The following is a 26449-nucleotide window of genomic DNA, read 5'->3' on the forward strand; positions in this document are numbered from 1 at the left end:
CGCGGTGGTGCTCTTCCCGCAGGCGCGGCGCGCCGTCGAGGCCGCCGCCGGTCAGCCGCGCGTCTTCGAGGCCGGCTTCGACGTCGCCGCCGCCCGGCTCGAGGCCCGCCGTCTCGCCGCCGCCCAGCCGCGCGAGGACGTCGCCGAGGTGCTCGACGTCGACGCCGGCGGCGTGCCCTGCCGGCTCTACCGACCCGCCGGGGCCCGCCCGGGCGTCGTGGTGCACGTGCACGGGGGCGGCTTCGTGATGCACGACGTCGACGTCCACGACGCGGTGGCCCGCCGCCTGGCCGACCGGTCGCGCACCGCGGTGCTGAGCGTCGACTACCGCCGTCCGCCGGAGCATCCCTTCCCCGCGGCGCCCGACGACGTCAGCACCGCGCTGGCGTGGCTCGAGGAGCAGGCTGCACGACCCGGCGACCCGCTGGGGGTCGCGGGCCCGACGTACGGCCACGGCGACAGCGCCGGCGCCAACCTCGCGCTCGTCGCGGCGCTGCGCCACCCGGGACGCTTCACGGCCCTGGCGCTGATCTACCCCTTCCTCGACCCGACCGCGTCCTTCGACAGCTACGCCACGGCCGCCGACGGCTTCGACCCCCGCGAGGCGGCCTGGTACTGGGAGCAGTACGCCGCGACCCCGGCCGACCTGGAGCACCCCGACCTCGCACCGCTGCGCTCCGCGGGCCTCGGCGCCCTGCCGCCGACGCTGGTGGTCACCGCCGAGCACGACCCGCTGCGCGACGAGGGCGAGGAGCTGGCCCGCCGGCTGGCCGCCGAGGGCGTGGCGGTCGTCGCCACGCGCTACCTCGGTCAGGTCCACGGCTTCTGGCGTCACGTCGACGTCTTCGACGCCGCCGAGCCGCTGATGCGCCAGGTGGCCGCCTTCCTCGACCAGCACCGCCCCGACCAGCACCGCTAGCCCGGCGACGGGGCCGGGAGCCGCTCTGGGAGGATGCGGCCCATGCGTGTGCACCTTGGCTCCGACCATGCCGGCCTCGACCTCAAGGACCACCTCGTCGCGTGGCTGCGCGACCACGGCTACGAGCCGGTCGACCACGGCCCCTTCGTCCACGACGCCCTCGACGACTACCCCGTCTTCTGCCTCCGCGCCGCCGAGGGCGTCGCGGCCGACCGCGAGCGCGGCCTCGACAGCCTCGGCGTCGTCGTCGGCGGCTCCGGCAACGGCGAGCAGATGGCCGCCAACAAGGTGCTGGGCATCCGCTGCGCGCTGGTGTGGTCGGAGGAGACCGCCCGGCTCGCGCGCGAGCACAACGACGCCCAGGTCGTCTCGGTCGGCGGGCGGATGCACACCCTGGAGGAGATGACCCGCTTCGTGGAGGTCTTCCTCGCCGAGCCGTTCAGCGGCGACGAGCGCCACGTGCGCCGCATCGGCCAGCTCGGCTCCTACGAGCAGACCCGCGAGCTGCCCCCGCTGCCGGAGTCGGCGCAGGGCCTCGGCCCCGCCGATGCCGCGCACTGATGCCTGAGGGCCACACCCTCCACCGCCTGGCGGCCGACCTCGAGGCGGCCTTCGCCGGGCGCGTGGTCGCGGTGGGCAGCCCCCAGGGGCGCTTCGCCGACTCGGCCGCCCTGCTCGACGGCCGGGTGCTCGCGGGCGCGGAGTCGTGGGGCAAGCACCTCTTCGTCGCCTTCCCCGGCGAGGTCTTCGTCCACGTCCACCTCGGGCTCTACGGCACCTTCGCCGTGCACCCCGAGGTCGCCGACGTGCCCGACCCCGTGGGCCAGGTGCGCCTGCGCCTGGTGGCCGACGACGCGCGCGGCGCGGCGTACGCCGACCTGCGCGGGGCCACGACCTGCGAGCTGCTCACGCGGGCCGGGCGCGACGCGGTCGTGGAGCGCTCGGGGCCCGACCCGCTGCGCCCCGACGCCGACCCCGACCGCGCCTGGCAGCGGATCCGGCGCAGCAGGGCCCCCATCGGCGGCCTGCTCATGGACCAGACGGTGCTCGCCGGCGTGGGCAACGTCTACCGCGCCGAGATCCTCTTCCGCCACCGCATCGACCCGCTGCGGCCCGGCAGCACCCTGCGGGTGGGGCAGTGGCAGGCGATGTGGGACGACCTCGTCGTGCTGATGGCCGAGGGCGTGCGCACCGGTCGCATCGACACCGTGCGACCCGAGCACACCCCCGAGGCGATGGGTCGTCCCGCCCGCGTGGACGACCACGGGGGAGAGGTCTACGTCTACCGCCGTCACGGCCAGGACTGCCTGGTGTGCGGGGCGCGGGTGAGGACCACCGAGCTGGCCGGTCGCAACCTGTTCTGGTGCCCGGGGTGCCAGCGACGGTTCCGCTCGCGCGCGGCCGCGGCGGGCTAGCGGCGGGCCAGCGGCGGTTGGGGCGTGGCGGGCGCGGTGTGGCACGATGTGGCCCGGTCCGACGGCGCTCCACCCTGCCCAGCCAGACGGCGTCACGGCCACGCGGATGTAGCTCAATGGTAGAGCCTCAGTCTTCCAAACTGATTACGCGGGTTCGATTCCCGTCATCCGCTCTCAGGGAGCGTCACGGTCCGCCGGGGCGCCTCTTGGCGGGGCGTAGCGTAGTGGCTAGCGCGCCTGCTTTGGGAGCAGGAGATCGCAGGTTCGAGTCCTGTCGCCCCGACGACAGCCACACCCCTCACCGTCCGGTGAGCAGACCCCCGATTGATAGAGGAGACACCCTGTGAAGAGCGCCGTCGAGACCTTGAGCCCGACCCGGGCCAAGCTGACCGTCGAGGTGCCCTTCGAGGAGCTCAAGCCGAGCCTCGACGCGGCGTACAAGCAGATCGCCCAGCAGATCAACGTCCCCGGCTTCCGCCGCGGCAAGGTCCCGCCGATGGTCATCGACCGTCAGGTCGGCCGTGGCGCGGTGCTCGACCAGGCCATCAACGACGCCCTGCCCAAGAAGTACGTCGAGGCGCTGCAGGAGAACTCCCTCGAGCCGCTGGCCCAGCCCGAGATCGAGGTGACCCGCCTCGAGGACAACGAGCTGGTGGAGTTCACCGCCGAGGTCGACATCAAGCCCGCCATCGACCTGCCGGCCTACGAGGGCCTCGAGGCCGAGGTCGACGACGTCGAGGTCAGCGACGAGGACGTCGAGGAGCAGGTGACCGCCCTGCGCGAGCGCTTCGGCACCCTCAGCGACGTCGAGCGCCCGGCCGCCGACGGCGACTTCGTGGTCATCGACCTCAAGGCGACCAAGGACGGCGAGGTGCTCGAGGGCGCCGAGGTGTCCGGCATGTCCTACCAGGTCGGTCGCGGCGGGATGCTCGAGGGCCTCGACGAGGCGCTCACCGGCATGTCGGCCGGCGAGGACAAGACCTTCTCCTCCCAGCTCGTCGGCGGCGACCTCGTCGGCGAGGAGGTCGAGGTCGCGGTGACCGTGACCCAGGTGCAGGAGCAGGAGCTCCCCGAGCTCGACGACGACTTCGCCCAGGAGGCCTCGGAGTTCGACACCGCCGAGGAGCTCACCGCCGACGTGCGCGAGCGCCTCGGCCGCGGCAAGCGCCTCGAGCAGGCCGCCGCCGCCCGCGACGCCGTGCTGGAGGCCCTGCTGGAGAAGGTCGAGGTGCCGCTGCCCGACAGCCTGGTCGCCGACGAGCTCACCGCGCGCCGGCAGAACATCGAGCAGCAGCTCGCGATGGCCGGCATCACCATGGCCTCCTACCTCGAGGACGAGGAGCAGACCCAGGAGGAGTTCGAGGCCGAGCTCGAGCGCCGCGTGCGCGACGCCGTCGCCGCGCAGTTCCTGCTCGACGAGATCGCCAAGAAGGAGGAGCTCGGGGTCAACCAGGAGGAGCTCTCCCAGCACCTCGTGCGCCGCGCCCAGCAGTCCGGCCAGGACCCGCAGGAGTTCGCGAACCACATGTTCCAGCACAACCACATCCCCGACCTGGTCCAGGAGATCCTGCGCGGCAAGGCGCTCGCGACCCTGGTCGAGTCGGCCGTGGTGAAGGACGCCTCCGGCAACACCGTCGAGCTGAAGAACCTGCGCCCCGACGGCACCATCGGTGAGCCCGAGGCCGAGGTCGAGGCCGCCGACGAGAGCGCCGACGAGGCCACCGACGAGGCCCCCGAGGTCACCGAGGCCGACGCGGAGAAGTCCGAGGCCTGAGGCCGACGCCGTCGCCCGGCGACGGCACCGCACCACCCGCTGCACCCCGAGAGCCCGCCGGTCGCGACCGGCGGGCTCTCGGCGTACCCCCGTCTCCCCAGGGGAGTGCACAGGTGTGCACTGACGGGTAGCATGGGCGTCATGAGCCCCGTCCCCGTCACGCCGGCGCCCGGCCCCTCGGTGCTCGACGCCGCCTCGCTGCTGTGCGAGGTGGCCGACGAGCTGGTGGTGCGCAGCGTCCGCGACACCCACGTGGCCGTGCTCGACCGGGTCCACGGCATCGGCCGTGCGGTCACCCACGGCGGGCCGGGGGTCGTGGAGCGGGCCCACCGTGGCATCGCCGGCGGGATCTACGGCGGCCTCAGCGCCGGGCTGCGCGCCGCCTCGACCGGGCTCGACCGGGTCGCCGCCACCGGGGTGGGGCCGCGCCTGGAGTCACGGCCCGAGGGCCGCTTCCTCAGCGCCGCGGTCAACGGCCTCATCGGCGACAGGCTGCTGCGTGAGCGCCCGCAGATGGCCATCCCGCTCGCGGTGCGCCGCGACGGCGGCGACGTGGAGGTCGACGAGGCCGGGCTGTCGGCGGCCTTCCACGACGCCACCGGGCGCCTCGTGGTGTTCCTCCACGGACTGTGCGAGGACGACTCCTACTGGGACCGCGGGCGCGACGAGGGCCGCCAGACCTACCCGGAGGCGCTGGCCGCCACCGGGTGGACCCCGATCGTGCTGCGGGCCAACACCGGTCTGCCGCTGCGGGAGAACGGCGTGGCCATGACGGCGCTGCTCCAGCGACTCGTCGAGGCCTGGCCCGTGCCGGTGACGCGGATCGCCCTGGTGGGCCACTCCATGGGAGGGCTGGTCATCCGCGCCGCCGGCGCGGTGGCGGCCGACCACCCGCAGCCGTGGACGGGCCTGGTCAGCGACGTGGTCACCCTCGGCACGCCCCACCTGGGGGCGCCGGTGGCCAAGGGGGTCGGCCACGGCAGTCGCGGGCTGGGCCTGCTGCCCGAGACCGCCGCCTTCGGTCGGATCCTCGACTGGCGCTCCTCGGGCGTGCACGACCTGGTCGCGGGGCTCACCGACGACGTGCCGCCGCTGCCGCACGCCCGCTACCACCTCGTGGCCGCCACGCTGAGCGAGTCGGAGGGCCACCCGGTGGGCCGCCTCGTCGGCGACCTGCTGGTGCGCCCGCGCTCGGCCTACGGTCGTGACGCCCGCGGGCGCACCCTCTTCCCCGGCGCCGACGTGCTCCACGTCGGGCGCACCGACCACTGGGGGCTGCTCAACCACCCCGACGTCCACGGCGCCCTCGCCACCTGGCTGTCGTGAGGCGGCTGGTGTGAGGGCTGACGTCGGGGCCGCCGGCGTGGCAGGCTGCGCGTCATGGATGCCGAGGCCAGTGCTACGACCGGCGCCGCCCGCGAGCTTCGCGCGGAGGCTCTCGTCGCCGCCCCGCCGGAGCGGGTCTGGGCGCTGCTGACCGATCTCGGGGCCATGGCCCGGCGCAGTCCCGAGCTCGTCAGGATGCTGCCGCTCAAGCCCGGGGGCCTGCGCCCGGGTCAGTGGTACGTCGGCGTCAACCGCCGCGGCCCGGTCGTGTGGCCCACCCGGTCGGTCGTCGCCACCGTCGAGGCACCGCGCGTGCTCGCCTGGGACACCCCGTCGAGCGGCGCGCGCTGGATCTGGGAGCTGACCCCGGAGGCGGGGGGCACCCGTGTGGTCCACCGTCGGCCCGTGCCGCGTGCGCTGACCCGGGTCAGCGGGCTGTTCGCGGGTGCCCTGCTGGGGGGCGCGGCCGGGCACGCCGACGAGCTGGAGGCCGGCATGCGCGAGGGCGTCGAGCTGCTCCGGGTCGCCGCCGAGGGCGGCTGAGGCCCCCGCCGGACCCCGAAGGACCCCGTCGGGCGGTCATAAATCCGCTGTCGGCGAACAGGGGTGGATAAGGCGTGGATGTGTCCGTGGCACGGGCTAGGGTCGCCAACGTGAACCAGAACTCCAGCTCCTCGGCGCACGGCCCCACGATGGGCGGGGCCGGGCTCAACGTCCTCGACGACCACATCTACCAGCGCCTGCTGCGCGAGCGGATCGTCTTCCTCGGCTCGGAGGTGCGCGACCAGAACGCCAACGCGATCTGCGCACAGCTCCTGCTGCTCTCGGCGGAGGACCCGGAGGCGGACATCTTCCTCCACATCAACTCCCCGGGTGGCTCGGTCGACGCCGGCATGGCGATCTACGACACGATGAACTACATCCCCAACGACGTGGCGACGGTCGGCATGGGCCTGGCCGCCTCGATGGGCCAGTTCCTGCTCTGCGCCGGCACCAAGGGCAAGCGCTACGCCCTGCCGCACGCGCGCATCATGATGCACCAGCCCTCCTCGGGCATGGGCGGCTCGGCCTCCGACATCAAGATCCAGGCCCAGCAGTCGCTCCACATCAAGAAGGTGCTCCTCGACCTCATCTCCGAGCACACCGGCCAGCCGGTCGAGCAGGTCATCGCCGACGCCGACCGCGACCGCTGGTTCACCGCCGACCAGGCCCAGGAGTACGGCCTGGTCGACCAGGTCATCAAGAGCGCTCGCGAAGCCGCCGACGACGGCCGCCCGGCCCGGCAGAAGGACTGACGACATGAACTACTACATCCCGCAGTGGGAAGAGCGCACCTCCTACGGCTTCCGCCGCATCGACCCCTACGGCAAGCTGTTCGAGGAGCGCATCATCTACCTCGGCACGCCGATCAGCGACGACGTGGCCAACGCCGTCATCGCCCAGCTGCTGTGCCTGCAGTCGATGAACCCCGACCAGGACATCAGCATCTACATCAACAGCCCCGGCGGCTCCTTCACCGCGCTGACGGCGATCTACGACACGATGCGCTTCATCAAGCCCGACGTGCAGACGGTCTGCCTGGGTCAGGCCGCCTCCGCGGCCGCGATCCTGCTCGCCGCCGGCACCCCGGGCAAGCGGATGGCGCTGCCCAACAGCCGCATCCTGATCCACCAGCCCTACACCGAGGGCACCTTCGGCCAGACCTCCGACATCGAGATCCAGGCCAACGAGATCATCCGCATGCGCGAGCTGCTCGAGAAGATGATCAGCGACCACAGCGGCAAGGACATCGAGCAGGTCAGCCGCGACATCGAGCGCGACAAGATTCTCACCGCCGAGGCCGCGGTGGAGTACGGCCTGATCGACTCGGTGCTCGAGTCGCTCAAGAGCCCGGCCCTGGCCTGAGCCACCCCGCTCCACCCGGAGCGACCCGACGGCCACCCTCGTGTCACCGCCCTCGTGGCGGCGGCGGGGGAGTACCGTCGTCGGGTCGCCCCGCCCGGCCCCGGCCGGCGCCCGACCCAGCGGCACACCGCTCCACCCAGCACCCGGCAGACAGCACAGGTAGGACCCCGGCCCCGGCGCCGGCAACGAGGAGGATGACCCCGTGGCACGTATCGGTGACGGCGGCGATCTGCTGAAGTGCTCCTTCTGCGGCAAGTCGCAGAAGCAGGTCAAGAAGCTCATCGCAGGCCCCGGCGTCTACATCTGCGACGAGTGCATCGACCTGTGCAACGAGATCATCGAGGAGGAGCTCAGCGAGGGCGCCGAGGTCAGCCTCGACGAGCTGCCCAAGCCGCGCGAGATCTTCGAGTTCCTCAACTCCTACGTGATCGGCCAGGAGCAGGCCAAGAAGTCGCTGGCCGTCGCGGTCTACAACCACTACAAGCGGGTGCAGGCCGGTCTCCAGCCTGTCTCGGGCAAGCACAGCAAGGACGAGGCGGTCGAGGTCGCCAAGTCCAACATCCTCGTCATCGGCCCGACCGGCTGCGGCAAGACCTACCTCGCCCAGACCCTGGCCCGCATGCTCAACGTGCCCTTCGCCATCGCCGACGCCACGGCGCTGACCGAGGCCGGCTACGTCGGCGAGGACGTCGAGAACATCCTGCTCAAGCTGATCCAGGCCGCCGACTACGACGTCAAGAAGGCCGAGACCGGCATCATCTACATCGACGAGATCGACAAGGTGGCCCGCAAGGCGGAGAACCCCTCAATCACGCGCGACGTCTCCGGCGAGGGCGTGCAGCAGGCCCTGCTCAAGATCATCGAGGGCACCACCGCCTCGGTGCCTCCGCAGGGCGGACGCAAGCACCCGCACCAGGAGTTCATCCAGATCGACACCACCAACATCCTCTTCGTGGTGGGCGGCGCCTTCGCGGGTCTCGAGCACATCATCGAGCAGCGGGTGGGCAAGAAGACCCTGGGCTTCACCGCCGAGGTCCGCACCCAGGCCGAGCGCAAGGAGGAGGACCTGCTGGCGCTGGTGCGCCCCGAGGACCTCACCAAGTTCGGCTTGATCCCCGAGTTCATCGGCCGCCTGCCGCTCATCGCCAGCGTCAACAAGCTCGACCAGGCCGCGCTCGTGCAGATCCTCACCGAGCCCCGCAACGCCCTGGTCAAGCAGTACCAAAAGCTCTTCGAGCTCGACGGTGTCGAGCTGGAGTTCACCGACGACGCCATCAAGGCCATCGCCGACAACGCCATGGAGCGCGGCACCGGTGCGCGCGGTCTGCGCGCCATCATCGAGGAGGTCCTCCTCCACGTGATGTACGACGTGCCCTCGCGCGGCGACGTCGCCAAGGTCGTCGTCACCGGAGCGGTCGTCACCGGTGACGAGGCACCCACGCTGGTGCCCCGCGAGAGCGAGACCAAGAAGAAGAAGTCGGCCTGACCCCGGGTCGCACCCTGACCCACGAAGAACCGCCCCGGACCGTCGGTCCGGGGCGGTTCTCGTCGTGCGTGGGGCCTGCTCAGCCCTCGGTGGGCGCCGCGAGCTCGGCGCGCACCGAGATCGCGGTGGCCTCGGGGTCGCTGCGGAAGACCAGCTCGCCGGTGATGCGTCCGGTGCGGCGCAGGTCGTCGGCGGCGCGCTCGGCGGCCACCACGAGGGCCTCGGGGCCCACGACCTCGACGCGGGAGAGCTCGGCGCGCATCGAGACCTTGGCCTGCGACTTGGCGCCGCGCACGCCGATCAGCGCCTGGGCCACGGCGTCCAGCGTCGACGGGTCGGCCGCGGCGGGGGCGCCGAGGTCGAGGGCGGTGGGCCACGGCGCGTGGTGGATCGAGCCGTCGGCGTCACCGCGGGGGTGCCACCACGACCAGACCTCCTCGGTGACGTAGGGCAGGAAGGGCGCGAGCAGGCGCAGCTGCACCTCGAGCGCGAGGGCGAGCGCGGCCTTGGCCGAGGCCGCGCCGGCGCCGCCGGTCTCGTCGTAGGCGCGCTCCTTGACCAGCTCGAGGTAGTCGTCGCAGAACTCCCAGAAGAACTTCTCGACCGTCTCGAGTGCCGTGGTGTAGTCGTAGGCCTCGAAGGCCTCGGTGGCGCGCTCGACGACGATGGCGAGGCGACCGAGCAGCGCGCAGTCGACGGGCTCGGAGACCTCGAAGGCGTTGAGGGTCGTGGCGCCGACGCCGCCGAGGACGAACTTCGAGGCGTTGAGCACCTTCATGGCCAGGCGGCGCCCGACCTTCATCTGGCTCTCGTCGAAGGGCGAGTCGAGGCCGGGGCGGGCCATGGCGGCGCGCCAGCGCACGGCGTCGGCGCCGAACTTCGTGAGGATCTCGTCGGGCACGACGACGTTGCCCTTGGACTTCGACATCTTCTTGCGGTCGGGATCCATGATGAAGCCGGAGATCATGGCGTGGGTCCACGGCGCGGCGTGGTGCTCGAAGTGGCTGCGCACGACGCGCGAGAAGAGCCAGGTGCGGATGATGTCGTGGGCCTGGGTGGCCAGGTCCATCGGGAAGACGCGCTGCCACAGGTCGTCGTCGGACTCCCAGCCGCCCGCGATCTGCGGGGTGAGCGAGGAGGTGGCCCAGGTGTCCATGACGTCGGGGTCGCCGATGAAGCCGCCGGCCTGGCCGCGCTGGGCCTCGTCGTAGCCGCGGGGGGCGTCGGTGGAGGGGTCGACGGGCAGCTCGGCCTCGGTGGGCAGCAGCGGGTGGGCGTAGTCGGGCTCGCCGGAGTCGTCGAGGGGGTACCACACCGGGAAGGGGATGCCGAAGAACCGCTGGCGCGAGATCAGCCAGTCGCCGTTGAGGCCGCCGACCCAGTTGTCGTAGCGGTGCTTCATGTGGGTCGGGACCCAGGTGATCTCGCCGCCGCGGGCGATCATCTCCTCGCGGATGCCGGCGTCGCGTCCGCCGTTGCGCACGTACCACTGGCGCGTGGCGACGATCTCCAGCGGCTTGTCGCCCTTCTCGTAGAAGTTCGTCATGCGCTGGGTGGGCTTGGGCTCGCCGTCGAGGTCGCCGGACTCGCGCAGCTTGGCCACGACGGCCTCACGGGCGCTGAAGGCGGTCTTGCCGGCCAGGTCGGCGTACGCCGCGGCGGCGGGCTCGCCGGCCAGCCACTCGGGGGTCTCGCGCAGGAAGCGTCCGTCGCGACCGACCACGGTGCGCACCGGCAGGTCGAGCTCGCGCCACCAGGTGACGTCGGTGAGGTCGCCGAAGGTGCAGCACATCGCGATGCCGGCGCCCTTGTCCATCTCCGCGGCGGGGTGGGCCAGGACGGGCACCTCGACCCCGAAGACGGGGCTGGTGACGTGGGTGCCGAAGAGCGGCTGGTAGCGCTCGTCGTCGGGGTGGGCGATGAGGGCGACGACGCTGGGGATCAGCTCGGGCCGGGTGGTCTCGATGTGGACCGGCTCGCCGGGCGAGCCGTCGGCGGCCACGGTGCGGAAGGCGACGCGGTGGTAGGCGCCGGCGTACTCGCGGGCCTCGAGCTCGGCCTGGGCGACGGCGGTCTGGAAGGTGACGTCCCACAGGGTGGGGGCCTCCTGCAGGTAGGCCTCGCCGCGGGCGTAGTTGCGCAGGAACGCGCGCTGGCTGACGGTCTGGGCCTTCGGGCCGATGGTCGTGTAGTGCTGCTTCCAGTCCACCGACAGCCCGAGGGTGCGCCAGAGGGTCTCGAAGACCTTCTCGTCCTCCTCGACCAGCCGCTCGCACAGCGCGATGAAGTTGGGCCGGCTGATCGGCACCTGCTTCTTGGCGTCGGGCTTGGCCGGCGGCTCGAAGTCGGGGTCGAAGGGCAGCGAGGGGTCGCAGCGCACGCCGTAGTAGTTCTGCACCCGGCGCTCGGTGGGCAGGCCGTTGTCGTCCCAGCCCATGGGGTAGAAGACCGACTTGCCGCGCATGCGCTGGAAGCGCGCGATCAGGTCGGTGTGGGTGTAGGAGAAGACGTGGCCGACGTGCAGGCTGCCGCTCACCGTCGGGGGCGGGGTGTCGATGGAGAAGACGTTCTCGCGCGGCTGGGTGCGGTCGAAGGCGTAGGTGTCGTCGGCCTTCCACCGCTGGCTCCAGGAGGCCTCGAGACCCTCCAGGGCAGGCTTGTCCGGTACGACGACGGCGCGGGTCGCGCTCGTCGTGTCGGGGGCCTGGGGGGACTGGGTCTCGGTCATGGCCCCAGATTACGGGTGCCGGTCGTCACCCTGAAATCGGTTCCCGAAACCATTAGCGCTGGTCAGCGGCACCGTCCTAGCCATGCCGGGCATGCCCGACGCGACCGTCCGCACGACGGTGGAGCTGCTCACCGACCCCGCCGCCTTCCTCGCCGCGGCCGAGCCGGTGCTCGCCGCCGACCCGGTGGTGGCGACCGTGGTGGCCTCCGTGACCCGCCGGGCCGTCGAGGCGGCCGAGCGCGGCGAGCCCTGGACCGGGGCCGGCCGGCCGTGCTGGTGGGCGCTGGTGCGCGAGGACGGTGCGGTGGTCTCCGCCGCGATGCGCACCGCGCCGCTCGCGCCCTGGCCGCTCTTCGTGCTGCCCATGAGCGAGGTCGCCGCGCGGGCCCTCGCCGGCCTGCTGCTCGAGCGGGGCGAGGAGGTGCGCGCGGCCAACGGTGCGCTGCCGGCGACCCGGGTGCTGTGCGAGGTGCTGGCGGCCGGGGGCGGGGGAGAGGTGCGGGTGCACGAGCAGACCCGGCTCTTCGAGCTGCGCGAGCTCGTGGCGCCCCGGTCTCCGGCGGGCCGGCTGCGGGCCGCGACGTCGCGGGACCTCGACCTGCTGGCGGGGTGGTTCGCGGCGTTCCACGTCGACGCGGCGGCGCAGGCGGGCCGCACGCCCGAGCACGACACCGTGGACGTGGTCGACCGCGCCGAGGTGGCCCGCCGCACGGAGGCGGGTCTGCTGTGGGTCTGGGAGGACGTCGAGGGGCGCGCGGTCCACCTCACCGGCCACAACGCCCCGGCGCACGGGGTGCTGCGCATCGGCCCGGTCTACACCCCGGCCCCCCACCGCGGCCACGGGTACGCCGCCGCCGCGGTGGCCGCCGTGGCGGCGCGGGCGCTGGACCACGGGCGCCGGCCCTGCCTCTTCACCGACCGGGCCAACCCGGTCTCGAACCACGTCTACACCGCCCTGGGGTTCGAGCCGGTCGTCGACATGGCCAACCTGCTGGTGGAGCCCGACCCCGGGCCCGACCCCGGGCCCGCGGCGGGCGACGATCCCACCGGGGCCACCTCCTAGACTGGGAGGGCGATGACCCAGACCCCTGCGACACCCGACGTCCCCCGCCTCGCCGAGACCTTCTCCGAGGTGGAGGACGCCCTGCTCTCGCGCTGGCCCGAGACCCGCCTCGAGCCCTCGCTCGACCGGATCGCCGCCTTCACCGAGCTGCTCGGCGAGCCGCAGCGCTCCTACCCCGTCGTGCACCTGACCGGCACCAACGGCAAGACCAGCACGTCGCGGATGATCGACACCCTGCTGCGCACGCTCGACCTGCGCACCGGCCGCTTCACCAGCCCCCACGTGGAGCGGATGAACGAGCGCATCAGCATCGACGGCGAGCCGCTCGACGACGAGGCCTTCGTGCGCGCCTTCAACGACGTGGCGCCCTACACCCACCTCGTCGACGAGGACCAGCTGCACCCGCTGTCGTTCTTCGAGACCGTGGTGGGCATGGCCTTCGCGGCCTTCGCCGACGCCCCGGTCGAGGTCGCGGTGCTCGAGGTCGGCATGGGCGGGGCATGGGACGCCACCAACGTCGCCGACGCGGCGGTGGCCGTGGTGCTGCCCGTCGCCGTCGACCACGCCAAGTACCTCGGCGACCGGCCCGACACCATCGCCGCCGAGAAGGCCGGCATCATCAAGGCCGGCTCGCGCGTGGTGCTGGCCCAGCAGACGCCGGAGGCCGCGGCGGTGCTGCTCGCGCGCGCCGCCGAGGTCGGTGCCGAGGTCGTGCAGGAGGGCCTCGACTTCGGCGTGGCCGCCCGCACCCCGGCCGTCGGCGGCCAGGTGCTCTCGCTGCAGGGCCTCCGGGCGCGCTACGACGACGTCTTCCTCCCGCTCCACGGCGCCCACCAGGCCCAGAACGCCGCCGTGGCGCTCGCGGCGGTCGAGTCCTTCGTCGGCGGCGAGCAGCCCCTCGACGCCGACCTCGTCGGCGCGGCCTTCGCCGAGGTGACCTCGCCGGCGCGTCTCGAGGTCGTGCGCCGCAGCCCCACCATCGTGCTCGACGCCGCGCACAACCCCCACGGCGCCGAGGCCCTGGCCGCCGCGCTCGACGACTCCTTCACCTTCTCCCCGCTCATCGGGGTCGTCGGGGTCATGGGCGACAAGGACGCCGAGGGCCTGCTCTCCGCGCTCGAGCCGCACCTCTCGCACGTCGTGTGCACCCAGAGCTCCACCGACCGGGCCCTGCCCGCCGAGGACCTCGCCGAGATCGCGCGCGGCATCTTCGACGACGACCAGGTCACCGTCGTGCCCCGCCTGGCCGAGGCCCTCGACGCCGCCGCCGCGCTCGCCGAGGCCGGGGAGGCCTTCGGCGACCCGCTCGGCTCCGGCGCGGTGCTGGTGACCGGGTCGGTCGTCACCGCCGGCGAGGCCCGCGGCCTGCTCGTCAGCGAGCGCGGCACGCAGGCCCAGCGGGTGGCCCGCCGCGAGATCGACCAGCAGCTCGAGCAGGGGGACGACCAGTGAAGCGCTCGCCCAAGCGCGGCATGTGCGCCGCGATCCTCAGCCTCGAGGCGATCACCCTCGGCCTCACCACCCCGGTGCTGCTGACCCTGACCGACGTCTCCACCGGCGTCGGCCTGGCCATCGGCCTGGGGCTCGCCGTCGCCTGCGTCCTGCTGGCCGGGATGCTGCGCGCGGAGTGGGCCTACACCGCCGGCTGGGTGGTGCAGGCGGCCGCGGTGCTGCTCGGCTTCGTGGTGCCGATCATGTTCTTCCTCGGCGCGGTCTTCGCGCTGCTGTGGGGCACCGCCGTCCTCCTCGGGGTCAAGATCGAGCGCGAGCGCGCCGCGGCCTACGCCGCCCTGGAGCGCGACGGCGGACCCGAGCCGGTCTAGCCCTCCCCGGGCGTCACCCCCGGGCCGCACCCGCCAGCGCGGCCAGGGCCCGGTCGAGCTCGGCGTCGGTGCAGCCGCCGAAGCCCACCACCAGCCCGGTCGCCCCCGAGCCGCGGGCGTAGTCGGCCAGCAGCGGCACGTCGAAGCCCGCGGCCCGCGCAGCGGCCCGGGCGGCCTGCGCGCGGTCGGCGTCGAGCGGCACGGTGACGTACATGCCCGCCGGGGGGCCGGCCGGCTCCCCGAGGGGCGCCAGCGCGGCCACGACGCGGGCCGCGCGCTCGGCGTACGTGCGGCGCGCGGAGCGGACGACCTGGTCGACGTAGCCGTCGCGCAGCAGCGAGAGCAGGGCCCGCTGGGCGGGCCAGGAGGCCGCGTCGTGGGTGGCGGCCCGGCGCTCGCACACAGCGGTGACCAGGTGGGCCGGCGGCACCAGCCAGCCCAGGCGCAGGCTGGGGGCGACGGTCTTGCTGGTGGTGCCGAGGTAGGCCACCCGGTCGCGGTCGAGCGCGGCGAGGGCGGGGATGGGTGCGACGTCGTAGCGGAACTCGGAGTCGTAGTCGTCCTCCACCACCACCGCGTCGGCGCGCCGCGCGGCCTCGAGCAGGCGCAGCCGGTGCGCGGCGGGCATCGGTGGGCCGAGCGGGTGCTGGTGGGCGGGGGTGACGTAGGCGGCGGCGCAGCCGGCGAGGTCGTCGACGGGGGCGAGCGCGGGGAGGTCGCGCACCTCGCGGCCGGTCCCGCGCACCGTCTCGACCGCGGCGCGGTAGCCGGGGTCCTCGACGCCGACCGGGCCGGGTGGGAGGACGCCCAGGAGGTGGCGGAGCCCGTCGGTGGTGCCGGCGGTGACGAGCACCTCGTCGGGGTCGAGCACGAGGCCCCGCGTGCGGGCGACCCGCTCGGCCAGGGCCTCCCGCAGCTCCGGCAGGCCGCGCGGGTCGTCGTAGCCGCGGGGCGGGACGCTCGCCGACACCTCGCGCCACGCGCGCCGCCAGGCCGCCCGGTGGCGCGGGTCGATCCACGGGGTGCCGGCGTCGAGGCGCACCAGCGCCGCGCCGGCTGGTGCGGGAGCCGGCCGCGCGGCCGGCGGTGCGACCCGTGCGTGGAGGGCGGTGACGAAGGTGCCCGACCCGTGGCGTCCCTCCAGCCAGCCCTCGGCCACGAGCTGGGCGTAGGCCTGCTCGGCGACCGCGCGCGCCACCCCGAGGTCGGCGGCCAGGGCGCGGCTGCTGGGCAGCCGGTCGCCGGGGGAGAGGGCTCCCCGCGCGACCAGGGCCCGCACCTGGTCGCCCAGCTGCACCCCGAGCGGGTCGGCGGCGTGACGGTCGAGGTGCACGGGTAGTGCGGTCGTCACGAGTGGCCTGCCGATCTGGTCGAGGAGTGGCACGTGCGCGCGGGCCATTCAACGACGAGGCTGGACGCCGTGTCCACACCTGCCCCTGCCGCCCCGCGCTCGCCCACGCCGCTCTCGCCCACCCCGCTCTCGCCCACGCCGCGCACCAGCGTGACCCGCGGTCGCAGCCGCGCGGTCGAGGACCGTGCCGCCATGCACGCGCTGCTCGAGGACGCCCTCGTCGCCCACCTCGGCGTCGACGTGGGCGACCACCCGCTGGTGCTGCCGGTCGCCTTCGCCGTCGACCTCGACGGGCCCGACCGCGACGGCACCCTCTACGTGCACGGCTCGGTCGCGGCCCGCTGGCTCACCCGCTCCGAGGGCGCGACGGTCTGCGTCACGGTCACCGAGGTCGACGGCCTCGTCACCGCCCGCTCGGCCTTCCACCACTCCATGAACTACCGCTCCGTGGTCGTGGTCGGCCCCGCCCGGATCGTCACCGACCCCGCCGAGAAGGTGCGTGCGCTCGACCTCACCGTGGACCACATGGTGCCCGGTCGCGCGGCCACGCTGCGGCCCAGCACCCGCAAGGAGGTCGCCGCCACCGCGGTGCTCGCCGTGCCGCTGCACGAGGCCTCGATGAAGGTGCGCGCCGAGGGGCCCGTCGACGACGAGGCCGACGTCGAGGCCGGCACGTGGGGCGGGCACGTGCCCGTCGTACGCCGGCTGGGGGAGGCCGTCAGCGACCCCCTCACCGACGCCCCGGTGCCCGCCGACGTGCTCCGGCGGGTCGCGGCGGGCCGGGCCTCGCTAGGGTGCGGAGCATGACCCAGCGCACCCTCGTCCTGCTCAAGCCCGACACCGTCAAGCGCGGACTGGTCGGGCAGGTCCTCTCCCGCTTCGAGGCCAAGGGCCTGCGCATCGTGGCCATGGAGCACCGCCTCATCGACGCCGCGAAGGCCGACGAGCACTACGCCGAGCACGTCGAGCGCGACTTCTACCCGCCGCTGCGCACCTTCGTCACCAGCGGCCCGCTCGTCGCGCTCGTGCTCGAGGGCGACGAGGCCATCGAGGTCGTGCGCGCCCTCAACGGCGCCACCGACGGCCGCAAGGCCGCCCCCGGCACCATCCGCGGCGACCTGTCGCTGTCGAACCGCGAGAACCTCGTGCACGGCTCCGACTCGCCGGAGTCCGCCGAGCGCGAGATCGGGATCTGGTTCCCCGGCCTCTGAGCCCGGGCCCCTGAGCCCGGGCCCCTGAGTCCACCGGGGTCGCCACCCCACGAGTCACACACGCACCACGCGCCTCGGCGTGCCTGCGCCGAACCGGGCGGGGTCGTCCTTACCCTCGGGTGAGGGTCGACCCGTCCGTCGTGCCCTCCTTCCCCTGCACGGCACGAGCGCACTGCGAGGCACGAGTCATGGCGAACAGCTTCTTCGGCCGGGACATGGCCGTGGATCTCGGCACCGCCAACACGCTGGTCTACGCCCGCGGCAGGGGCGTCCTGCTCGACGAGCCCAGCGTGGTGGCCCTCAACGCCTCGACCGGCGAGATCCTCGCGGTCGGCCACGAGGCCAAGCGGATGATCGGGCGCACGCCCGACAACATCACCGCCATCCGCCCCCTCAAGGACGGCGTCATCGCCGACTTCGAGGCCACCGAGCAGATGCTGCGCTACTTCATCCAGCAGGTGCACCGGCGCCGGTCGTGGGCCAAGCCCCGCATGGTCATCTGCGTGCCCAGCGGCATCACCGCGGTCGAGCAGCGTGCGGTGAAGGAGGCCGGCTACCAGGCCGGCGCCCGCCGGGTCTACATCGTCGAGGAGCCCATGGCCGCCGCCATCGGCGCGGGCCTCCCGGTGCACCAGGCCACCGGCAACATGGTGGTCGACGTCGGCGGCGGCACGACCGAGGTCGCCGTGATCTCGCTGGGCGGCATCGTGACCAGCCTGTCGATCCGCACCGCGGGCGACGACCTCGACGCCGCGATCGTGGCGTGGATGAAGAAGGAGTACTCGCTCATGCTCGGCGAGCGCACCGCCGAGGAGGTCAAGATGACCCTCGGCTCGGCGTTCCCGCTGCCCGACGAGCCCGAGGCCGAGATCCGGGGCCGCGACATGGTCTCCGGCCTGCCGCGCACCGTCGTCGTCTCCAGCGCCGAGGTGCGCCTGGCCCTGGAGGAGCCGCTGCACGCGATCGTCGACGCGGTGCGCGCCACCCTCGACCAGACCCCGCCCGAGCTGGCCGGCGACATCATGGACCGCGGCATCGTCCTCACCGGCGGCGGCGCGCTGCTGCGCGGCCTCGACGAGCGGCTGCGCCACGAGACCGGCATGCCGGTCCACGTCGCCGAGGACCCGCTCACCTCGGTGGCCCTCGGCGCCGGCAAGTGCGTCGAGGAGTTCGAGGCCCTCCAGCAGGTGCTCGTGAGCGACCCGAGGCGCTACTGATGAGCCTGCTCGAGCACGTGCGCACCCCCGACGGCTCCGGCCAGCCCGGCGCGTCCGGCCTGCCCGGCCGCTCCGGCTCGACCGTCCGCTCCCGCTCCGAGCGCGAGCGTCGCTGGAGCGCGGGCCGCGGGCCGCAGCGCCGTCCCTCCCGTGCCCTGCTGCTGGCGCTGGTGCTGGCCAGCACCAGCCTGATGGTGCTCGACCGCACCGGCGGCGAGGACTCCCCGCTGGAGCCGGCACGCCGCGTCGTGGGCGAGGCCCTCGGCCCCGTGGAGACCGGGGCCACCGCGGTGGTCCGCCCCTTCGCGAGCATCCCGGAGTGGTTCCGCACGCAGGGATCGCTGCGCGACGACCTCGACGCCCTCGAGGCCGAGAACTCGCTGCTGCGCGGCGAGCTGGCGACCGCCGGCCTCGACGCCAACCGCCTGGCGGAGTACGACGGGCTCACCCGCACCGCCGAGGACCTGGGCTACACCCTCGTCCCGGCACGCGTGGTCGGCGTCGGACCCGCCCAGTCCTTCTCCAGCACCGTCACCCTCGACGCCGGCTCGCAGGCCGGGCTCGCCCCCGACATGACGGTCGTCAACAACGACGGGCTCGTGGGCCGCGTCCTGCGGGTCACCCGCACCACCGCCACGGTCGTGCTGGTCATCGACTCCGAGTCGACCGTCGGCGCCCGCGCGGGGGAGAGCATGGAGGTCGGCTTCCTGCGTGGGCGCGGCTCCTTCGGCGACGGCGGTCGGCTCGACCTCGAGCTGGTCGACGACCAGTCGGTGCCGGCGCGCGACGACAACGTCGTCACGTGGGGCAGCGACGCGGGCGCGCCGTACCTCTCCGGCATCCCGGTCGGACGTGTCACGCAGGTCTACAGCTCGCTGCGCGACACCTCGCAGCGCGCCGTGGTCGAGCCCTTCGTCGACTTCAGCTCCCTCGACCTGGTGGGCGTCATCGTGCCCGCCGGCACCGACAGCGACCGCGCCGTCATCGACGCCGAGGGGGAGCTGCGATGAGCGCGCTGCGCGCGGCGGTGGCCGGGCTGGCCGTGCTGGTGGCCCTCGCCCTCCAGGTCGCCCTCTTCCCGCACCTGGCCTGGCAGGGCATCGTGCCCAACCTGTGCCTGCTGGTCGTCGTGGCCGCGGCGCTGACGCGGGGCCCGCAGTTCGCGATGGTGCTCGGCTTCGCCGCCGGCCTGCTGCTCGACCTGGCCCCGCCGGCCGACCACGTCGCCGGCCGCTGGGCCCTCGCGCTGCTCGTCGTCGGCTACGTCGCCGGGCTCGTGCGCCAGGACGTGCGACCCACCGCGGTCACCGTGGTCGGCACCGTCGCCGCCTCGTCCTTCGTCGGCACGTCGGTCTTCGCGATCAGCGGCCTGCTGCTGCGCGACCCGGTGCTCGGGGTCGGCGACATGATCCAGGTCATCGGCGTCGCCCTGGTCTGGGACGTCCTGCTCACCCCCTTCGTGCTGCCTCCCCTCATGGCCGCCTTCCGCCGCCTCGAGCCCGGCCGGGCGGCCCTGCTGTGAGCGTGCGCACCGGCCGGCCCACCGGCCTGACCGTCAACGGCGAGGAGCAGGCCGGCACCCGGCGCAGCCGGCTGCGCCTCGTGGTCATCCAGGCCCTCGTCTTCTCCCTCTTCGCGACCCTCGGCGTGCGCCTCTACTACCTCCAGGTCGTCAGCGGCGAGCAGTACCGGACCCAGGCCGCCTCCCAGTCGGTGCGCGACATCGTCGTGCAGCCCCAGCGCGGCCTCATCGTCGACGACATGGGCCGACCCCTGGTGAGCAACCGCACCTCGTGGGTGGTCTCGGTCGACCGCACGCTGCTGGGCAAGCTGCGCGCGCGCGACCAGCGCACCGTGCTCGAGCGGGTCGCCGAGGTCAGCCGCACCCCGGTCCGTGACATCCGGCGCGCGCTGCTGACCTGCGGCGACCCCGGCAGCATCGAGGGCTCGTGCTGGAACGGCTCTCCCTACCAGCCGGTGCCCGTGGCCGAGGACGTGCCCAAGCGCACCGCGCTGATGATCCTCGAGCAGCCCGAGGACTACCCCGCGGTGCTGGCCGAGCAGCAGACCGTGCGCTCCTACCCCTCGCCGTACGGCGTGAACCTGGCCCACGTGCTGGGCTACCTCAGCCCGATCACCGAGGACGAGCTCGACCAGGCCGAGGCCGACGACGACAGCTCGGTCAACGGCGCCTCCTCGGTCGGCCGCGCCGGCGTCGAGAAGCAGTACGACGCCTGGCTGCGCGGCATGCCCGGCTACAAGTCGGTGGCCGTCGACTCGATGGGCCGCGTGCTCGGCGACGACGGGGAGGTGCAGGCCCGCCCCGGCGACACCCTCGTCACCTCCATCGACGCGCGCGTGCAGGGCGTGGTGGAGCGCCAGCTGGCCCAGACCATCACGACCGCCCGCTCGACGTTCGACACCGTGACGGGCAAGAACTACGTCGCCGACTCCGGCGCCGCCGTGGTGCTCGAGGCCGACACCGGCCGCGTCGTGGCCATGGCCAGCCAGCCCACCTACGACCCCGAGGTCTGGGTCGGCGGCATCACCCAGAAGCAGCTCTCGCGGCTGTTCTCCGAGGCGGCCGGCACCCCGCTGCTGGGCCGCGCCACCCAGGGCCAGTTCGCCCCCGGCTCGACGTGGAAGCCGTTCATGACCGCGGGTGCGCTCACCCACGGCTACTCACCGAGCACGTCGCTGAACTGCTCCTCCTCCTTCCGCGTCGGCAACCGCGACTTCAAGAACTACGAGTCCGGCGCCTACGGCTTCATCTCCTTCGCCAAGGCCCTCGAGGTCTCCTGCAACACCTTCTTCTACCGCGTGGGCTACGACTACTGGCAGCGCTTCGGCTCCGACGTCAGCGACGTCGACGCCAAGGACCCGCTCGTGGCCGAGGCGCAGGCCTTCGGCTTCGGCTCCGAGACCGGCATCGACCTGCCCGGCGAGGCCTCGGGCCGCATCGCGGACCGGAAGTGGAAGCTCGCCTACTACGAGTCGATGAAGGACTACTACTGCGGCATCGCCGACAAGCCGCAGGACGCCGAGACCTCCGACTTCGTCTACACCTTCGCCGGGGAGTTCTGCGTCGAGGGCTTCGCCTACCGCGCCGGCGACGCGGTCAACTTCGCCATCGGCCAGGGCGACACCATCGTCACCCCGCTCCAGCTGGCCCGCGCCTACGGCGCGCTGGCCAACGGCGGCACCCTCTACGCCCCGCGCGTGGGCAAGGCCGTCGTCGGCCCCGACGGCAAGGTCATCCAGCGGATCCCGCCGAAGGTGCAGGGTCGCGTCGACCTGCCCGAGGAGACGCTGCGCTACGTCGACGAGGCCCTCGAGAACGTCACCCGCGTCGGCACGATGGCCTGGCGCATGGTCGGCTTCCCCCTCGACGAGGTGCCGATCCGCTCCAAGACCGGCTCCGCGGAGGTCTACGGCAAGCAGTCGACCTCGTGGGTCGCCTCCTACTCCGACGACTACGTCGTGGTGATGATGGTCAGCCAGGGCGGCACGGGCTCGGGCACCTCGGGCCCGGCGGTGCGCAAGATCTGGGAGGCGCTGTACGGCGTGGACGGCGAGTCGGTCGTGGCCGACGACGCCGCGATCCCCGGCACCACCCCGCCCGCGGGCCTGCCCACCTTCGCCGACGACGGCTCGATCCTGCCGCCGGTGCGGCCGACCACGGAGGAGTCCCGGTGAGCACCACCGTCCGCCCGACCGTCCGACCGAGCACGCGTCCGGGCCTGCGCCCGGCCCCGGTGTCGGCGACCACGCGTCCCCGGCTGCGCTGGGCCGGCGTCGACTGGGTCCTGCTCGGCGCCGTGCTCGGCCTGGTCACCCTCGGGACCCTGCTGGTCTGGTCGGCCACGATCGGTCGCGACGACCTCACCGGGGGCGACCCCACGGCCTACCGCGACAAGCAGCTGGTCAACGTGTCCATCGGCCTGGTGCTGATGGCCGGGGTGGCCGTCTCCGACCACCGCTGGGTCCGCGTCGCGGCGCCGCTGGTCTACCTCGGCTCGGTGCTCGGCCTGGTGCTCGTGCTCGTCATGGGCACGACCATCAACGGCTCGCGCTCGTGGCTGATGCTCGGCGGCATGTCGGTGCAGCCCTCGGAGTTCGCCAAGCTTGCCGTGGTCATCGGCATGGGCCTCGTGCTCGCCGGCCGGGCCCGCGGCCGCTGGCGCTCGCGCGTCGGCGGGGTCGAGGTCGGGCTGATGCTCCTCATCGCCGCCGTGCCCGCCGCGCTCATCCTGCTCCAGCCCGACCTCGGCACGATGCTCGTGCTGACCGCGACCGTGTTCGGGGTGCTGGCGGTCTCCGGGGCCCCGCGCCGGTGGCTGGCCCTGCTCGCCGGCGGCGGCGTCACCGCCGCCGCGGTCGCGGTGGCGGCCGGGGTGCTCAAGGACTACCAGGTCGACCGCTTCATGGCCTTCACCAACCCCGACCTCGACCCCCGCGGCGCCGGCTACAACGTCGAGCAGGCCCGCATCGCGGTCGGCAACGGCGGCCTCGTCGGCGAGGGCCTCTTCGACGGCTCGCAGACCCGCTCGGGCTTCGTGCCCGAGCAGCACACCGACTTCGTCTTCACCGTGGCCGGCGAGGAGCTCGGCCTGCTCGGCGCCGGCCTCGTCATCGCCCTGCTGCTCGTCGTGCTGTGGCGGGCGCTGGTCATCGCCACCCGCACCGAGGACGTGTTCGGCCGCGTCGCCGCCGCCGGCATCGCCTGCTGGTTCGGCTTCCAGGCCTTCCAGAACATCGGCATGTGCCTGGGGATCATGCCCGTCACCGGCGTGCCGCTGCCCTTCGTGTCCTACGGCGGCTCCTCGATGTTCGCCGGCATGCTCGCCGTCGGCCTGCTGCAGAACATCCACCTGCGCGCCAGCGCGCCCCAGCCGCAGCGCTACACCGCCTCGCCCCGGGTGCGCGCCGTCCGCTGAGCCCGGTGCACCCCTGGGGCGGTGCGGCTCAGGGCTGCACGGACAGGAACAGGAACGTCGCGAGCAGCACCAGGTGCACGAAGCCCTGGAGCGACTTGGCCCGGCCCTGCGCGATGGTGAGGCTCGAGACCACCACGGTGATGGCCAGCAGCACCATCTGCGTCGGCTCGAGGCCGAGCACGAGCGGGCCGTCGAGCCAGATCATCGCCACCGCGATGGTCGGGATCGTCAGGCCGATGGAGGCCATCGCCGAGCCGTAGGCGAGGTTGAGGCTGATCTGCACCCGGTCGCGCGCGGCGTTGCGCACGGCGGCGATCGACTCCGGGGCCAGCACGAGCAGGGCGATGACCACGCCGACGACGGCGTAGGGGAAGCCCAGGGCCGAGACGGTGTCCTCGATGGTGGGGGAGAGCAGCTTGGCCAGGCCGACCACCGCGACCAGGGCCCCGACCAGCAGGCCCAGGCTCAGCCAGGCCTCCCGGGCCGGCGGCGGGTCGGCGTGGCCGTCCTCGTCCTCGTCGACCAGGCCGGTGACACGGCCCTGCTCGTCGCTGGTGACCGGCACGAAGAAGTCGCGGTGGCGGATGGTCTGGGTGAAGACGAAGGCGCCGTAGAGCGCGAGCGAGGCGACCGCGGCGAAGCCCAGCTGCGAGGCGGAGTACTCCCGACCCGCGCCGGAGGTGGTGAAGCTGGGCAGCACCAGGCAGACCGCGGCGAGCGCCACCACGGTGGAGAGGGCCGAGCCCGTGCCGGAGGCGTTGAAGCTGACCAGGTGGTGCTTGACCGCCCCCACCAGCAGGGCGATCCCGGCGATGCCGTTGAGGGTGATCATGAGGGCGGCGAAGACGGTGTCACGGGCGTAGGTGCTCGTGCCCTCGCCGCCGCTGGTCATCAGCATGACGATCAGCCCGACCTCGATCACGGTCACCGCGACGGCCAGGATGAGCGAGCCGAAGGGCTCGCCGACCTTGTGGGCGACGACCTCGGCGTGGTGCACGGCGGCCACGATCGCCCCGACGAGGACGACCGCGATGAGCACCAGCACCGGCCACGCCTCGTGGCTGGCCCAGGTGGCGGCGAGCACCACCAGGGCGAGGACGGGCACCACGACCGTCCACTGGAACCGGCCGCGGACGCTCGTGTCGGTCATGGCACGAGCCTAGACGCGCGGACTCGGTCGGCTCCGCGGGGCTGACGTACCCTGAGACCTTGTCCGGAGCGCGTCCGGGGACCCCCGGACGCCACCACGACCCGCTGTGAGGTTGCTGCATGTCCCCGACCCTGGGCTCCGCCGGGAGCCGCGTGCTCGGCGAGAGCGTCTTCTCCCGCCTCGAGCCCTTCCTGCCGAGCGTGTCGAAGCCGATCCAGTACGTCGGCGGCGAGCTCAACTCCACCGTCAAGGCGTGGGACTGCGCGGCCGAGAGCGCCGACGGCGGCGAGACCGTGCGCTGGGCGCTGATGTACCCCGACGCCTACGAGGTCGGCCTGCCCAACCAGGGCGTCCAGATCCTCTACGAGGTGCTCAACGAGCGCGACTGGATCGTCGCGGAGCGCACCTACGCGGTGTGGCCCGACCTGGAGGAGATCATGCGGCGCGGCGACGCGCAGGGGCCGATCCCGCAGTTCACCGTCGACGCCCACCGCCCCGTGCGCGACTTCGACGTGCTCGGGCTGAGCTTCTCCACCGAGCTGGGCTACACCAACATGCTCAACGCCCTCGACCTCGCGGGCATCCCGCTGCACGCCGCCGACCGCACCGACGGCGACACCATCGTGCTCGCCGGCGGCCACGCCGCCTTCAACCCCGAGCCCATCGCCGACTTCATCGACGCCGCCGTGCTCGGCGACGGTGAGGAGGTCGTGCTGGCGATCTCGGAGGTCGTGCGCGACTGGAAGGCCCAGGGCCGCCCGGCCGGCGACATGGCCTCGGGCCGCGACGAGCTGCTGCGCCGGCTCGCGGTGAGCGGCAACATCTACGTGCCCCGCTTCTACGACGTCTCCTACGCCGCCGACGGCACGCTCGAGGCCGTCGTGCCGACCGTGCCCGGCGTGCCCCACCGCGTGCGCAAGCACACGCTCATGGACCTCGACGCCTGGCCCTACCCCGCCAAGCCGCTGGTGCCGCTGGCCGAGACCGTCCACGAGCGCTTCTCGGTCGAGATCTTCCGCGGCTGCACCCGCGGCTGCCGCTTCTGCCAGGCCGGCATGATCACCCGCCCGGTGCGGGAGCGCTCCATCGAGACCATCGGCGCGATGGTCGAGAACGGCATCCGCACGACGGGCTTCGAGGAGGTCGGCCTGCTCTCGCTCTCCAGCGCCGACCACACCGAGATCGGCGAGGTCGCCAAGGGCCTGGCCGACCGCTACGAGGGCACCAACGTCTCGCTCTCGCTGCCCTCGACGCGCGTCGACGCCTTCAACATCTCCCTGGCCAACGAGTTCTCCCGCAACGGCCGGCGCTCGGGCCTGACCTTCGCCCCCGAGGGCGGCTCGGAGCGGCTGCGCAAGGTGATCAACAAGATGGTCACCGAGGAGGACCTGATCCGCACCGTCGCGGCGGCGTACTCCCACGGCTGGCGGCAGGTGAAGCTCTACTTTATGTGCGGCCTGCCCACCGAGACCGACGAGGACGTGCTCCAGATCGCCGACCTGGCCAAGCGGGTCATCGCCAAGGGCCGCGAGGTCTCCGGGCGCAACGACATCCGCTGCACGGTCTCCATCGGCGGGTTCGTGCCCAAGCCGCACACCCCCTTCCAGTGGGCCGCGCAGCTCGACCACGAGACCACCGACGACCGGCTGCGCCAGCTGCGCGAGACCGTGCGCGCCGACAAGAAGTTCGCCCGCGCCATCGGCTTCCGCTACCACGACGGCAAGCCCGGCATCGTCGAGGGACTCCTCTCCCGCGGCGACCGCCGCGTCGGCGCCGTCATCGAGCAGGTCTGGCGCGACGGAGGCCGCTTCGACGGCTGGAGCGAGCACTTCTCCTACGACCGCTGGATGCAGGCCGCCGCGCAGGCGCTGGCGGGCACCGGCGTCGACGTCGACTGGTACACCGTGCGCGAGCGCGGCTACGACGAGACCCTCCCGTGGGACCACCTCGACTCCGGCCTCGACAAGGACTGGCTCTGGGCCGACTGGGAGGACGCCATCGACCCCTCCTCCGACGTCGAGGTCGAGGACTGCCGCTGGACCCCCTGCTACGACTGCGGCGTGTGCCCCGAGATGGACACCGAGATCCAGATCGGCCCCACCGGGCGCCAGCTGCTGCCGCTCGCCGTCGTCTGACCCGTCGTC

General features: G+C 73.3%; 23 protein-coding genes and 2 tRNA genes. 22 read left to right on the plus strand and 3 right to left on the minus strand.

Features of this window, described 5'->3' with window-relative positions:
* Nucleotides 1-4 precede the first annotated feature (4 nt).
* The 11 genes from ASF47_RS09250 to clpX all read left to right on the plus strand — a co-directional run bounded on the left by ASF47_RS09250 (nucleotide 5) and on the right by clpX (nucleotide 8825).
* Entirely contained in the window at nucleotides 5-919 is a 915-nt protein-coding gene (locus tag ASF47_RS09250; RefSeq protein WP_056863739.1) for an alpha/beta hydrolase, read from the plus strand.
* 42 nt (nucleotides 920-961) lie between these two features.
* Nucleotides 962-1480: a ribose-5-phosphate isomerase gene (locus ASF47_RS09255; protein ID WP_056863740.1), complete on the plus strand. Its 519-nt coding sequence runs from the start codon at nucleotides 962-964 to the stop codon at nucleotides 1478-1480.
* Nucleotides 1480-2334: an Fpg/Nei family DNA glycosylase gene (locus tag ASF47_RS09260; RefSeq protein ID WP_056863741.1), complete on the plus strand. Its 855-nt coding sequence runs from the start codon at nucleotides 1480-1482 to the stop codon at nucleotides 2332-2334. The genes ASF47_RS09255 and ASF47_RS09260 overlap by 1 nt, the downstream gene beginning before the upstream one ends.
* 102 nt (nucleotides 2335-2436) lie before the next feature.
* Nucleotides 2437-2507, plus strand: a tRNA-Gly gene (locus tag ASF47_RS09265).
* Between the two features lie 37 nt (nucleotides 2508-2544).
* Nucleotides 2545-2617 (plus strand) — tRNA-Pro (locus tag ASF47_RS09270).
* Nucleotides 2618-2677: 60 nt separating this feature from the next.
* Nucleotides 2678-4108, plus strand: coding sequence for a trigger factor (gene tig, locus ASF47_RS09275; RefSeq protein WP_056863742.1), 1431 nt, complete (start codon nucleotides 2678-2680; stop codon nucleotides 4106-4108).
* 141 nt (nucleotides 4109-4249) lie between these two features.
* The gene (locus ASF47_RS09280) at nucleotides 4250-5434 is read left to right on the plus strand and encodes an esterase/lipase family protein (RefSeq protein ID WP_156697839.1); all 1185 of its coding nucleotides are present in this window, start codon (nucleotides 4250-4252) and stop codon (nucleotides 5432-5434) included.
* Nucleotides 5435-5488: 54 nt separating this feature from the next.
* A complete protein-coding gene (locus ASF47_RS09285; RefSeq protein ID WP_056863744.1) occupies nucleotides 5489-5977 on the plus strand; it encodes an SRPBCC family protein in 489 nt (162 codons plus the stop codon).
* A 149-nt stretch (nucleotides 5978-6126) separates the two neighbouring features.
* Entirely contained in the window at nucleotides 6127-6729 is a 603-nt protein-coding gene (locus tag ASF47_RS09290; RefSeq protein ID WP_056864552.1) for an ATP-dependent Clp protease proteolytic subunit, read from the plus strand.
* A 4-nt stretch (nucleotides 6730-6733) separates the two neighbouring features.
* Nucleotides 6734-7339: an ATP-dependent Clp protease proteolytic subunit gene (locus ASF47_RS09295; protein ID WP_056863745.1), complete on the plus strand. Its 606-nt coding sequence runs from the start codon at nucleotides 6734-6736 to the stop codon at nucleotides 7337-7339.
* Between the two features lie 202 nt (nucleotides 7340-7541).
* Entirely contained in the window at nucleotides 7542-8825 is a 1284-nt protein-coding gene (gene clpX, locus ASF47_RS09300) for an ATP-dependent Clp protease ATP-binding subunit ClpX (RefSeq protein ID WP_056863746.1), read from the plus strand.
* A 79-nt stretch (nucleotides 8826-8904) separates the two neighbouring features.
* On the opposite strand, the gene valS is transcribed toward clpX, so the two are convergent.
* Nucleotides 8905-11553, minus strand: coding sequence for a valine--tRNA ligase (gene valS / locus ASF47_RS09305; RefSeq protein ID WP_056863747.1), 2649 nt, complete (start codon nucleotides 11551-11553; stop codon nucleotides 8905-8907).
* Between the two features lie 91 nt (nucleotides 11554-11644).
* Between valS and ASF47_RS09310 the strand changes: the two genes are divergently transcribed.
* Genes ASF47_RS09310 through ASF47_RS09320 form a run of 3 tightly spaced genes read left to right on the plus strand, consistent with a single transcriptional unit; the run spans nucleotide 11645 to nucleotide 14439 of the window.
* Nucleotides 11645-12616, plus strand: a complete 972-nt coding sequence (locus ASF47_RS09310) for a GNAT family N-acetyltransferase (protein WP_082500319.1) — start codon at nucleotides 11645-11647, stop codon at nucleotides 12614-12616.
* A 12-nt stretch (nucleotides 12617-12628) separates the two neighbouring features.
* Nucleotides 12629-14068, plus strand: a complete 1440-nt coding sequence (locus ASF47_RS09315; RefSeq protein WP_056863748.1) for a bifunctional folylpolyglutamate synthase/dihydrofolate synthase — start codon at nucleotides 12629-12631, stop codon at nucleotides 14066-14068.
* Nucleotides 14065-14439: a DUF4233 domain-containing protein gene (locus ASF47_RS09320; RefSeq protein ID WP_228942296.1), complete on the plus strand. Its 375-nt coding sequence runs from the start codon at nucleotides 14065-14067 to the stop codon at nucleotides 14437-14439. The genes ASF47_RS09315 and ASF47_RS09320 overlap by 4 nt, the downstream gene beginning before the upstream one ends.
* 13 nt (nucleotides 14440-14452) lie before the next feature.
* On the opposite strand, the gene pdxR is transcribed toward ASF47_RS09320, so the two are convergent.
* Nucleotides 14453-15790 carry a MocR-like pyridoxine biosynthesis transcription factor PdxR gene (gene pdxR, locus ASF47_RS09325; RefSeq protein WP_235558700.1) on the minus strand — a complete coding sequence of 446 codons (1338 nt, stop codon included), beginning with the start codon at nucleotides 15788-15790 and terminating at the stop codon, nucleotides 14453-14455.
* A gap of 69 nt (nucleotides 15791-15859) precedes the next feature.
* Here pdxR and ASF47_RS09330 point away from each other — a divergent pair, with 69 nt between their 5' ends.
* The 7 genes from ASF47_RS09330 to rodA all read left to right on the plus strand — a co-directional run bounded on the left by ASF47_RS09330 (nucleotide 15860) and on the right by rodA (nucleotide 23155).
* The gene (locus tag ASF47_RS09330; protein ID WP_235558702.1) at nucleotides 15860-16597 is read left to right on the plus strand and encodes a pyridoxamine 5'-phosphate oxidase family protein; all 738 of its coding nucleotides are present in this window, start codon (nucleotides 15860-15862) and stop codon (nucleotides 16595-16597) included.
* Nucleotides 16594-17001 carry a nucleoside-diphosphate kinase gene (gene ndk, locus ASF47_RS09335; protein WP_200919020.1) on the plus strand — a complete coding sequence of 136 codons (408 nt, stop codon included), beginning with the start codon at nucleotides 16594-16596 and terminating at the stop codon, nucleotides 16999-17001. Before ASF47_RS09330 ends, ndk begins: the two co-directional genes overlap by 4 nt.
* A 188-nt stretch (nucleotides 17002-17189) precedes the next feature.
* Entirely contained in the window at nucleotides 17190-18218 is a 1029-nt protein-coding gene (locus ASF47_RS09340; RefSeq protein ID WP_056863751.1) for a rod shape-determining protein, read from the plus strand.
* Nucleotides 18218-19228 (plus strand): rod shape-determining protein MreC, encoded by a 1011-nt coding sequence (gene mreC, locus ASF47_RS09345; protein WP_082500179.1) that lies wholly within the window; start codon nucleotides 18218-18220, stop codon nucleotides 19226-19228. Before ASF47_RS09340 ends, mreC begins: the two co-directional genes overlap by 1 nt.
* Nucleotides 19225-19740 carry a rod shape-determining protein MreD gene (gene mreD / locus ASF47_RS09350; RefSeq protein ID WP_056863752.1) on the plus strand — a complete coding sequence of 172 codons (516 nt, stop codon included), beginning with the start codon at nucleotides 19225-19227 and terminating at the stop codon, nucleotides 19738-19740. Before mreC ends, mreD begins: the two co-directional genes overlap by 4 nt.
* Nucleotides 19737-21914: a penicillin-binding protein 2 gene (gene mrdA, locus ASF47_RS09355; RefSeq protein WP_235558703.1), complete on the plus strand. Its 2178-nt coding sequence runs from the start codon at nucleotides 19737-19739 to the stop codon at nucleotides 21912-21914. The genes mreD and mrdA overlap by 4 nt, the downstream gene beginning before the upstream one ends.
* Entirely contained in the window at nucleotides 21911-23155 is a 1245-nt protein-coding gene (gene rodA, locus ASF47_RS09360) for a rod shape-determining protein RodA (RefSeq protein WP_228942343.1), read from the plus strand. Before mrdA ends, rodA begins: the two co-directional genes overlap by 4 nt.
* 28 nt (nucleotides 23156-23183) lie before the next feature.
* Here the strand turns inward: rodA and ASF47_RS09365 are convergent, their stop codons facing one another.
* A complete protein-coding gene (locus tag ASF47_RS09365) occupies nucleotides 23184-24305 on the minus strand; it encodes a calcium:proton antiporter (protein WP_056863753.1) in 1122 nt (373 codons plus the stop codon).
* A gap of 119 nt (nucleotides 24306-24424) precedes the next feature.
* On the opposite strand from ASF47_RS09365, the gene ASF47_RS09370 reads away from it, so the two are divergent.
* Nucleotides 24425-26440: a TIGR03960 family B12-binding radical SAM protein gene (locus ASF47_RS09370; protein WP_056863754.1), complete on the plus strand. Its 2016-nt coding sequence runs from the start codon at nucleotides 24425-24427 to the stop codon at nucleotides 26438-26440.
* The last annotated feature ends 9 nt before the right edge of the window (nucleotides 26441-26449 follow it).

Origin of the sequence: Nocardioides sp. Leaf285 (assembly GCF_001422955.1) — a bacterium.
GTDB lineage: Bacteria > Actinomycetota > Actinomycetes > Propionibacteriales > Nocardioidaceae > Nocardioides > Nocardioides kribbensis.

Bases quoted from the DNA above. Each gene is read 5' to 3' on its own strand.
- ASF47_RS09260 (WP_056863741.1), top strand. From the start codon at position 1,480: ATGCCTGAGGGCCACACCCTCCACCGCCTGGCGGCCGACCTCGAGGCG.
- ASF47_RS09280 (WP_156697839.1), top strand. From the start codon at position 4,250: ATGAGCCCCGTCCCCGTCACGCCGGCGCCCGGCCCCTCGGTGCTCGAC.
- mreD (WP_056863752.1), top strand. From the start codon at position 19,225: ATGAGCGCGCTGCGCGCGGCGGTGGCCGGGCTGGCCGTGCTGGTGGCC.
- ASF47_RS09340 (WP_056863751.1), top strand. From the start codon at position 17,190: ATGGCGAACAGCTTCTTCGGCCGGGACATGGCCGTGGATCTCGGCACC.
- ASF47_RS09285 (WP_056863744.1), top strand. From the start codon at position 5,489: ATGGATGCCGAGGCCAGTGCTACGACCGGCGCCGCCCGCGAGCTTCGC.
- ASF47_RS09290 (WP_056864552.1), top strand. From the start codon at position 6,127: ATGGGCGGGGCCGGGCTCAACGTCCTCGACGACCACATCTACCAGCGC.
- ndk (WP_200919020.1), top strand. From the start codon at position 16,594: ATGACCCAGCGCACCCTCGTCCTGCTCAAGCCCGACACCGTCAAGCGC.
- ASF47_RS09315 (WP_056863748.1), top strand. From the start codon at position 12,629: ATGACCCAGACCCCTGCGACACCCGACGTCCCCCGCCTCGCCGAGACC.
- mreC (WP_082500179.1), top strand. From the start codon at position 18,218: ATGAGCCTGCTCGAGCACGTGCGCACCCCCGACGGCTCCGGCCAGCCC.
- ASF47_RS09255 (WP_056863740.1), top strand. From the start codon at position 962: ATGCGTGTGCACCTTGGCTCCGACCATGCCGGCCTCGACCTCAAGGAC.
- ASF47_RS09295 (WP_056863745.1), top strand. From the start codon at position 6,734: ATGAACTACTACATCCCGCAGTGGGAAGAGCGCACCTCCTACGGCTTC.
- ASF47_RS09310 (WP_082500319.1), top strand. From the start codon at position 11,645: ATGCCCGACGCGACCGTCCGCACGACGGTGGAGCTGCTCACCGACCCC.
- valS (WP_056863747.1), bottom strand. From the start codon at position 11,553: ATGACCGAGACCCAGTCCCCCCAGGCCCCCGACACGACGAGCGCGACC.
- ASF47_RS09365 (WP_056863753.1), bottom strand. From the start codon at position 24,305: ATGACCGACACGAGCGTCCGCGGCCGGTTCCAGTGGACGGTCGTGGTG.
- ASF47_RS09370 (WP_056863754.1), top strand. From the start codon at position 24,425: ATGTCCCCGACCCTGGGCTCCGCCGGGAGCCGCGTGCTCGGCGAGAGC.